Here is a 6,389-nt window from a genome sequence, read left to right as displayed (position 1 = left end):
CCTCGGCTTCGGCCTCAAATGGAACATGGGCTGGATGCACGACTCCCTCGACTACATGAGCCACGAACCCGTACACCGCAAGTTCCACCACAACGAGATGACGTTCTCCATGGTGTACGCCTACAGCGAGAACTACGTCCTGCCCATCTCCCACGACGAAGTCGTCCACGGCAAACGCTCACTCGTCTCCAAAATGCCCGGCGACTGGTGGCAACAACGCGCCAACCACCGCGCCTACCTCGCCTTTATGTGGGCCCACCCCGGCAAACAACTCCTCTTCATGGGCCAGGAATTCGCACAAGGCGCCGAATGGTCCGAAGCCCACGGCCCCGACTGGTGGCTCCTCGACCCCGCGTACGCCGCCGAGCCCGACCACCGCGGCGTCCGCGACCTCGTACGGGACCTCAACACGCTGTACCGCGAGTCCCCCGCCCTCTGGGAACAGGACACCGACCCGGCCGGCTTCTCCTGGATCGCCGGCGACGCATCGGAGGACAACGTCTTCGCCTTCCTCCGCCACGCGTCCGACGGCACCCCGCTCCTGTCGGTCTCGAACTTCTCCCCGGTGGTCCGCCACGAATACCGCCTGGGTGTCCCCGACTCCGTACCGACCTGGCACGAAACCCTCAACACGGACGACGCACGCTACGGCGGCAGCGACGTAACAACCCGCGACCCACTCAAACCATCCGCCGACCCAGGCCACGGCCACCCCACAAGCCTCACCCTGAAGCTCCCACCCCTGGCAACCCTCTGGCTCACGCCGAGCCCCGCCGATTTCCAGCCCCTCCGGCGTTTGAGGAGCGGGGGTCCGGGGGCGGAGCCCCCGGTTTCGGGAAGGGGCGGGGTGGGGGAAATTCACCCCCGCAGAGCCGCCCCCAACGCCCCCGGCAACCCACCCGCATGAACAACCCCAAGCTCCTGCGTGGCCCGAGTAAGCGCCACATACAAATCGCTCACCCCGAACTCCCCGGGCTCAACCACAATCACCCGGTCGAACTCCAAGCCCTTGGCCTGCCGCGGATCAAGCAACACCAACTGCCGCGTGAGATCAGGCTCACCCCCAGCCTCAACCCCCGGCAACCGCGCCGCCAAACCGGCATGAAGCCCCCGCGGCGCAATCACCGCCAACCGCCCCTCCTCCGGCACACGCCCAACCGCCTCCTTGGCCGCAACCTCAACAACGTCATCCGCCCGCACAACCCACGGCCACTCCCCACTCGACCGCACCGACGACGGCGCCTCGTACCCCGGGTGCGCCTCCCGCAGCACGGCCGCCGCAACGTCCATGATTTCGGACGGCGTCCGGTAGTTGACCCCGAGCCGCGTGTGCTCGAAGCGGTCCTCGACGTACGGCGCGAGGATGTCCGCCCACGCCCCGACACTGCCCTCCTCGGAGGTCTGCGCGGGGTCACCGACCAGCGTCATCGACCGCGTCGGCGACCTGCGCATGAGCAGCCGCCACGCCATCTGGCTCAGCTCCTGCGCCTCGTCGACGATGATGTGCCCGAACGCCCAGGTCCGGTCGGCGGCGGCCCGCTCCGCGGCGCTGCGGTGGTCCTCCTCCTCGTACCAGTCGGCGACCCGGTCCGCGTCCACGACGTCGTGCGCGGCGAGCACTTCAGACTCGTCCTCGTCCTCGAACTCGTACGTCTCCGAGCCCTTGGACAGATCGAGCACACCCTGCGCGTAAGCGATCCGCTCCTGCCGCGCCGCCTCCGCCGCGGCCCGCTCGGCACTGTCGTCGTACCCGAGCAGCTCAGCGGCCTCATCAAGCAGCGGCACATCCCCAACAGTCCACTCACCGCAACCCTCGCCTTGGTTCGAAGACACACGCCGAATCGCGTCCGCGTCCTCCCCCGACACGTGCGTGGGCTCAGCCAAATACCCCGCGAGGAACCCCTGCGGCGTCAACTGGGGCCACAGCTCCTCGATGGCCGCATGCACATCAGCGCTGGACGCGACGGCCTTGCCGAGCTGGGCGATGTCGTCGGGGCCGAGGAAGTTCGGGCCGCCGTAGGGGTCGGCACCGATCCGCTCGCTGAGCTGTTCGGTGAGCGCGTCGATCACCCGGAAGGCGAAGTGCGGACGGGCCAGGTTGTGCGGCAACTTGGCGTCCCGGGCCGCCTGCCGGGCCTCGTAGGCGATCTCCCAGTCAAGTACGAGATCACCGTCATCGTGCGGGATCACCAACGGGGCACCCGGCTCGGGCAGCCGCTGCTGGTCCTCGACGGCCAGCGCGAGGCTGTCTGCCATCGCCGCCGAGCCCTTCACGGTGGCCGCGCGCGGCGTGTCCTTGGCCGTGGCGTGCACACCGGGGAACAACTCCCCCACCGTCGACAGCAGCACCCCGGTCTCGCCGAGCCCCGGAAGCACCTCGCCGATGTACTTCAGGAACGCCGGGTTCGGGCCGACGATCAGCACGGCCCGCTTGGCGAGCAGCTCCCGCTGCTCGTACAGGAGGAACGCGGCGCGGTGCAGCGCGACGGCCGTCTTTCCGGTGCCGGGCCCGCCCTCGACGACGAGCACTCCCGGGTGCGGGTGCCGGATGATGCGGTCCTGCTCGGCCTGGATCGTCTGCACGATGTCGCCCATGCGGCCGGTGCGCGCCGAGTTCAGGGCGGCGAGCAGCACGGCGTCGCCGGTCGGGTCCTCGTACCCGGTGCGCTCCGAGTCGTCGAGGTCGAGGATCTCGTCGTGCAGCTCGGTGACGGTGCGGCCGTCGAACGTGAGGTGGCGGCGCCGGCGAAGACCCATCGGCGTATGACCCGTGGCGAGATAGAAAGGCCGGGCCACGGGGGCCCGCCAGTCGATCAGCATCGGTGTGCGCTCGGAGTCGTCCGCCCGAATTCCGATTCGGCCGATGTGGTGCGCCACACCGACTTCTTGATCATCGTCGCCCTTGAGGTCAATTCGACCGAAGCAGAGCGAGCCTTCCACCGCATTCAACGCGGCGAGCAGCCCCGATCGCTCGACGACCAGCAGGTCCCTCTCGAGGAGGGCCTGCTGGCCGGTCCCCACCGGGGTGATCGCATCCCGGACGGAGTCCGCGGCGACGCCACGCAGCTCATCGACGCGCCTGTAGAGCGCGTCGATGTATTCCTGCTCTTTCTGCAATTCCAGGCTGTCCCGGCTTGACAAAACAACTCCCTGCCCGGTACCGTGGTTTTCGTTGGCCCCCATTGTGGGGCCTTTTCTGTGGGCACACAGAAACACTGAATATACCCCGGGCGGGGCCGAATTCCAAAGCCGTCGACAGTCGTCGACAACCGCCGGCGTTGCTCAGACGGTCTCGGCCAATTCCTCCAGAAGCCGCCGCTTCGGCCTGGCCCCCACGCGCGACCACACCGGTTCGCCGTTCTTGAACACCATCAGTGTGGGCATGGACATCACCCCGTACTTCACGGCCGTCTCCGGATTGACGTCGACGTCGATGGCCACGACGTCGAGGCGCTCCCGCTCCTCCTCCGCGACGGCCTTGAGCACCGGCGCCAGCTGCTTGCACGGACCGCACCACTCAGCCGTGAACTCCACGAGCACGGGCCGCTCGGCCCGCAGCACCCGCGCCTCGAAGTCCGCGTCGGTCACATCCCGCATGATCACTCCTCGTCCGTCAGCTCACAGCGCGGCTCATGGGCCTCCGCCGCCAGCGTCTCCATGGCCCTCTCGGCGCGCGCCAACTGCGCACCGACCGTCTCACGTACGGCGGTCAACTCGCCGATCAGCGCATCGAGTTCGGCGACCTTGCTCCGGTACACGGCCAGCGAAGCCGGGCACGAGTCGCCCTCCGGATGCCCCGCCCGCAGGCAGTCCACGAACGGCCGGGTCTCCTCCAACTCGAAGCCGAAGTCCTGCAACGTGCGGATCTGCCGCAACGCCTTCAGGTCGTCCTCGTCGTACGTCCGGTAGCCGTTGCCACCGCGCCGCGCGGGCAGCAGCCCACGCGACTCGTAGTACCTGAGCGCCCGCGTCGTCGTACCGGCGCGGGCGGCGAGCTCTCCGATGCGCATGTCGAAGACGTTAGACCTTGCCGCTGACGTCAACGCCAGTCGACGTGTACGAGGTACAGCAGATACGTGGCCGCGACGGCGAACGGCGCCACCACCGAGAACCCCCGCCGACGGGCCACGAACCGTCCCTCCCACGGCAACAGCCAGGCGGTGGCCAGCGTGAGGAGCGCGACGGTCAGCCCCCAGCCGAAGACGGGTTCGGCGTCCCTGCCGACACCCATCCACGCGAGGAACGCCCCCGGCAGCGTGACCAGACTCGACGCCAGCGGGGCAACCCAGACTCGAAGACGCGACGCGGACGGTGCGGCGGGCTCGGCGGCGAGTTCGGAGATCATGCCTCCATCCAAGACGGACAACAGTTCCCCTACCTGAGTGCAGGTACTCACCTCACATACTCAGCTCACGTACTCAGTTCCCATGATCGGTGCGACCGACTTGATCGGGCACAGGATGTCGGGTCCACCGATACGCACCGCGCCTAGCGTTCAAGACGTCAACAGCACGAACCGGAAGGAGGGGCCAGGTTGCTGGACCGACTCAACCAGGTCATGGACCACATCGAGCAGCGCCTCGAAGAGCCCCTGGACATCGCCGAGTTGGCGCGCATCGCCACCACGTCCGAGTACCACCTGCGCCGGATGTTCTCGGCGCTCGCGGGCATGCCGCTGTCGGAGTACGTCCGCCGTCGCCGGCTCACGGTGGCGGGCGCCGAGGTCCTCGCCGGCCAGGAGTCGCTCCTGACCATCGCCGTGCGCTACGGGTACGGCTCGGGCGAGTCGTTCGCCCGGGCATTCCGCTCCCTGCACGGTGTCGGCCCCGGCGAGGCCCGCCGCACGAAACCGGCACTGGTCTCCCAGCCCCGCCTCTCCTTCCGGCTCACCGTCGAAGGGAACAGCAGCATGCGTTACCGCGTAGTGGACCGCCCCGAGTTCAGCGTCGTCGGCCCGAAGGCCCGGGTCCCCCTGGTGTACACGGGCCCGAACCAGGCGATCATCGACTTCGTCCGCTCCGTCCCGCCGGAAACCGTCTCGGCCCTTCAGCAGCTCTCGAAGGACTCCGCCGAGGATCCCGAGGGCATCGTCGCCGTCTGCGACGACCTGGACCCCGGCCGCGCTGAGGGCAGCGAACTCGACTACTACCACGGGGTGGTGGCCGGCCCGGACGCCCCGGCTCCCGCCAACACCACCACACTCCCCGTGCCCGCCGGCACCTGGGCCGTCTTCACCACGTCGGGCCCGGCGCCGGAGGCCATCCAGGCCCTCTGGGCGACGGTGTACGCGGAGTGGTTCCCCGCAAACCCGTACCGCACCCGCCCCGGCCCGGAAATCCTGCGGACGCAGCTGTCACCGGACGGCGCGACGGCGGACGCGGAACTGTGGCTGCCGGTGGAGCGGGAGCCCTCCTGACCTGACCTGACCGGAAGTCCCCGGCCAATTGTCAGTGCCTGCCGCTACGTTGCCTCCATGAGCCACGATGCAGGCACCCCCTTGTCCGTCGCCCGGTATCTCGACTGCCTGGCCGCCGACTTCGAGCAGCTCCGGTCCGCCGCCACGCCGGCCCCGACGGCCCGGGTCCCGAGCTGCCCGGACTGGACCGTCACCGACCTGGTGCACCACGTCGGGCAGGTCTACGCACACAAGACGCAGGCCGTACTGGCGGCCGCTCCCGGCACCGAACCGGAGTGGCCACCGAAGGGCACGTCCGACGAGGAACCGTTCGCCCTCCTGGACCGCGCCTACACCGAACTGCGGACGGCCTTCGAGACACACGCCCCGGAGGGTCCGTCGGGAACGTGGTACTCCCCGGACCAGACCGTCGGCTTCTGGATCCGCCGCATGGCGCAGGAGACGGTGATCCACCGCATCGACGCCGAACTCGCCGCCGACGGCCCGATCTCCCCCGTCCCGGACGACCTCGCCATCGACGGGATCGACGAACTCCTCAAGGTGTTCACGGCTTACGCGGTCACCGAGTGGTCCGCCTATTTCCGCGAACCGCTGGCCGCGTCGCCGGGCCGGACGTACGAGGTCCGGGCAGAGACCGACAGGGGCGCGACGTGGCGGATCCGTACCGGGTCAGACCCCGATCCCACCTTCACTGTCGAGGACGGCGCGGCCGCGAGCTCCGCGGACGTCACCCTCAGCGGCACACCCGCGGCGCTGCTGCGCGACCTGTGGAACCGCGTGGGCGCCGACGAGACCTCACAGGTGCGGGTCACCGGGGCACCGGAGGCAGTCGAGGAATTGCGAGCCTGCCTCATGATTTCTACGCAATAGAGACGCTGTAAACGCAGAAAAGCCCGGACCGTATCCCGGTCCGGGCTTTCCTTTTAAAATTAGTTCGGCGGCGTCCTACTCTCCCACAGGGTCCCCCCTGCAG

General features: G+C 68.8%; 7 protein-coding genes. 3 read left to right on the top strand and 4 right to left on the bottom strand.

Annotation, left to right across the window (positions count from 1 at the left end; genetic code table 11):
* Positions 1 to 907 (top strand): alpha amylase C-terminal domain-containing protein (locus tag ACWD2L_RS40735; RefSeq protein WP_451193769.1); only part of this gene is annotated, 907 nt, incomplete at its 5' end.
* Here ACWD2L_RS40735 and ACWD2L_RS40730 read toward each other — a convergent pair.
* The 4 genes from ACWD2L_RS40730 to ACWD2L_RS40715 form a co-directional block, all read right to left on the bottom strand.
* A complete protein-coding gene (locus ACWD2L_RS40730; RefSeq protein ID WP_351345746.1) occupies positions 859 to 3,117 on the bottom strand; it encodes a HelD family protein in 2,259 nt (752 codons plus the stop codon). The genes ACWD2L_RS40735 and ACWD2L_RS40730 overlap by 49 nt on opposite strands.
* Before the next feature lie 165 nt (positions 3,118 to 3,282).
* On the bottom strand, positions 3,283 to 3,597 hold the full coding sequence (gene trxA / locus ACWD2L_RS40725; RefSeq protein WP_351345749.1) for a thioredoxin: 315 nt from the start codon (positions 3,595 to 3,597) through the stop codon (positions 3,283 to 3,285).
* Positions 3,598 to 3,599: 2 nt separating this feature from the next.
* Positions 3,600 to 4,010: a MerR family transcriptional regulator gene (locus ACWD2L_RS40720; RefSeq protein ID WP_351345752.1), complete on the bottom strand. Its 411-nt coding sequence runs from the start codon at positions 4,008 to 4,010 to the stop codon at positions 3,600 to 3,602.
* A 29-nt stretch (positions 4,011 to 4,039) separates the two neighbouring features.
* The gene (locus ACWD2L_RS40715) at positions 4,040 to 4,345 is read right to left on the bottom strand and encodes a hypothetical protein (RefSeq protein ID WP_351345755.1); all 306 of its coding nucleotides are present in this window, start codon (positions 4,343 to 4,345) and stop codon (positions 4,040 to 4,042) included.
* 189 nt (positions 4,346 to 4,534) lie between these two features.
* On the opposite strand from ACWD2L_RS40715, the gene ACWD2L_RS40710 reads away from it, so the two are divergent.
* Positions 4,535 to 5,416, top strand: a complete 882-nt coding sequence (locus tag ACWD2L_RS40710) for an AraC family transcriptional regulator (RefSeq protein ID WP_351345758.1) — start codon at positions 4,535 to 4,537, stop codon at positions 5,414 to 5,416.
* Between the two features lie 57 nt (positions 5,417 to 5,473).
* The gene (locus tag ACWD2L_RS40705; RefSeq protein WP_351345761.1) at positions 5,474 to 6,286 is read left to right on the top strand and encodes a maleylpyruvate isomerase family mycothiol-dependent enzyme; all 813 of its coding nucleotides are present in this window, start codon (positions 5,474 to 5,476) and stop codon (positions 6,284 to 6,286) included.
* Positions 6,287 to 6,389: the final 103 nt, after the last annotated feature.

Source organism: Streptomyces sp. NPDC002754 (assembly GCF_053592315.1).
The sequence above is the reverse complement of the archived record's forward strand: the minus strand, read 5'-3'. Positions and strand labels throughout refer to the sequence as shown.

What these genes read in the sequence shown, in the direction of transcription:
- trxA (WP_351345749.1), bottom strand. Translation starts at nt 3,597, where the DNA reads ATGCGGGATGTGACCGACGCGGACTTCGAGGCGCGGGTGCTGCGGGCC.
- ACWD2L_RS40720 (WP_351345752.1), bottom strand. Translation starts at nt 4,010, where the DNA reads ATGCGCATCGGAGAGCTCGCCGCCCGCGCCGGTACGACGACGCGGGCG.
- ACWD2L_RS40715 (WP_351345755.1), bottom strand. Translation starts at nt 4,345, where the DNA reads ATGATCTCCGAACTCGCCGCCGAGCCCGCCGCACCGTCCGCGTCGCGT.
- ACWD2L_RS40705 (WP_351345761.1), top strand. Translation starts at nt 5,474, where the DNA reads ATGAGCCACGATGCAGGCACCCCCTTGTCCGTCGCCCGGTATCTCGAC.